This is a genomic window from Streptomyces rectiviolaceus, assembly GCF_039533825.1.
In the GTDB taxonomy this organism is placed as follows: domain Bacteria; phylum Actinomycetota; class Actinomycetes; order Streptomycetales; family Streptomycetaceae; genus Streptomyces; species Streptomyces rectiviolaceus.
The window spans coordinates 1-2445 of record NZ_BAAAUG010000209.1 but is presented as its reverse complement, the minus strand read 5'-3'; the positions used below and the strand labels follow the sequence as shown (position 1 = coordinate 2445).

The window sequence follows — 2445 nt, the reverse complement described above, 5'->3', positions numbered from 1 at the left end:
GCTGCTGCCGCTGATCGGCGCGTGCCTCGCGAAGACCCCGGGCGCCAGGCCCGCCCCGCGCACCGTCGCCCGCATGGCGGGGCTTCCGCTGCCGGGCAGCAGGCGCAGGGCGTTCACCGTGGCGGGCACGCTGCTCGCCGTGGCGGGGGTGGTGACGGGGCTGCTGCTCGTGCCGGGCGAGGAGGGCGGGGCCGGGGGTTCGGGCGGCTCCGCGGGCGGCGCCCTGCCCGAGGGCGACAAGATTCCGGAGCGGCCGGGCAAGGTGACCGAGGCCCTGGGTCCGCGCGAGATGCGGCCCCTCGGCGACCCTGCGAGCCCGCTCGGGGACGTACCCCTGGACGGTGTCTGGTCACAGGAGTGGGCGCGGCGCCCGAAGCCGCCGACCGCCGGAGAGGGCAGCAACACGCCGAAGGGGCGGCAGCAGCTGGTCGGCGTCTGGCTCACGGACAAGGCCCTGATCCGGGCCAACGAGGACGGAGTACGCGCCTTCGAACCGGTCACCGGGAAGGTCCTGTGGACCGCGAAGCCGCCGAAACGGGGGCTCAAGCCGTGCGCGATGGCGCGGACGGCCACCGAGGACGGCAGCCGCGGCGCCGTCGTCTACGGCCCCGACCCCGACTTCAAGAAGGGCTGCGACCAGCTTGCCGTGCTCGACCTGACGAACGGCGACACCGCCTGGTCGAAGTCCCTGACGGTGAAGAATCCGCCGTCGCCCAAGGCCTGGACACGGATCGGCATCGCGGGCGGGAACGTGGTCGTCCTGACCGCCGCTGACGAGGCCGGATACGCGGTCGACGACGGTGAGCGGCGGTGGCGGCGCCCTTACTTCGCCAAGGGCTGCGTACTCCAGGACGCCCTGGTGGGCCGGGCGACCGTCGTCGAGTCGGCCTCCTGCGGAGCGGACACCCGACGCCGCGTCCGCGTACGGGAGATCGACGCGAGGGACGGTTCGGTGCGCTGGGTCACCCAGCTGCCCGATGACGTGACGGGGATGACGCTCGCCACGGCGGAGCCGGTCTCGGCGATGCTCTTCGTCGAGGACTCCAAGGACCTGCCCCTGCAGACCTTCGACGCCAAGGGCCGCCCGGGAAAGCCGCTCGCCGGCAAGCAGCCCTTCGGGACCGTCACCACCAGCGGTTTCGGGTCCGCGCACGCCGGGCCGAAGGGCTGGCGTGACGTAGTCGTCACCCCGTACTACAACAAGGAGGACTTCGGGGTGCTCGCCGTCGACGCGGCCACCGGGGCGGTCCGCTGGCGGCGTCCCCACACCGACGGGACGAGCGCCATGATTCTCGGCGTGGACGACGGCGGGGTGCTCGTGGTCGACGGGGACAAGACCGAGGGGTTCAGCCGCGAGGCCCGGCTCCAGCGGCTCGGCCTGGACGACGGGGACGTCACTTCCGGGGGCACGATCGGGAAGGCCCGTGACTTCGGCAGCGGGGCGACGGTCGTGGTCCACGGCGGCCGGGCCGCCGTGTTCAGCATCCTCGACGAGACCGAGGGCCCGCTCGTCATCGGCAGCACGGAATGAGCGGCCCCGCGAACGAACCTGCCAACGGCCCCGCAGGGGGCGGACGTTGGGTCGGCGGCTATGAGCTGACGCGGCGGCTCGGCTCCGGCGGCATGGGCGAGGTGTTCCTGGGGCGGGACCGCGAGGGGCGGCAGGCCGCGGTCAAGCTCGTACACGCCGAACTGGCCGACGACCCCGAGTTCCGGGCCCGCTTCCGGCAGGAAGTCCTCGCCGCGGAACGGGTGTTGAGCTTCTTCACCGTGCCGGTGGTGGGCGCCGACCCGGAGGGCGATCCGCCGTGGCTCGCCACGAGTTACGTGTCAGGGCCCTCGCTCGGCGCGGCCGTCGCGCGGGGCGGGCCGCTGCCGCACGACCGGCTCTGCTCGCTGGCCGCCGCGCTCGGCGAGGCGCTCGTCGTCATCCATGGCGCGGGCATCGTGCACCGCGACCTCAAGCCGTCGAACGTCCTGCTCGCCGACGACGGGCCGCGCGTCATCGACTTCGGCATCGCACGCGCCGCCGACGCCACCGCACTGACCGGTACGGGCATGATGATCGGCACCTTCGGATACGCGTCGCCCGAGCAACTCACCGGCTCCGCACCGGTGGAAGCCGCGTCCGACGTGTTCTCGCTGGGCGCTGTGCTGCTGTTCGCGGCCACCGGGCGGCATCCGTTCGGCGAAGGCCCCGGCGCCACGATCGCGTACCGGACCGTGCACGAGGACGCGGACACGGCCGGTGTCACCGGGCCGCTCCTGACCCTCGTACAAGGCTGTCTGTCGAAGGAAGCCGGGCATCGGCCCACGCCCCGCGAGGTGATCGCCGCCGCGCGGGCCGCGCAGTCCACCGTCGCGCCACAGGACGGATCCGCCGAGCCGACCTCGTACCGCCTGGCGCCGCCCCCGCCTCCGCCCGCTCCCCCGCCGCCCGCGAGG

2 protein-coding genes are annotated in these 2445 nt (G+C 73.9%); both read left to right on the top strand.

All coding sequences use genetic code 11. From position 1 onward, the window contains the following. The coding region (locus tag ABD378_RS41305) for an outer membrane protein assembly factor BamB family protein (protein ID WP_344530144.1) at positions 1-1531 on the top strand (1531 nt) is incomplete at its 5' end. Beyond that, positions 1528-2445: serine/threonine-protein kinase (locus ABD378_RS41300; protein WP_344530142.1), on the top strand; the 918-nt coding region annotated here is incomplete at its 3' end. The genes ABD378_RS41305 and ABD378_RS41300, both read left to right, overlap by 4 nt.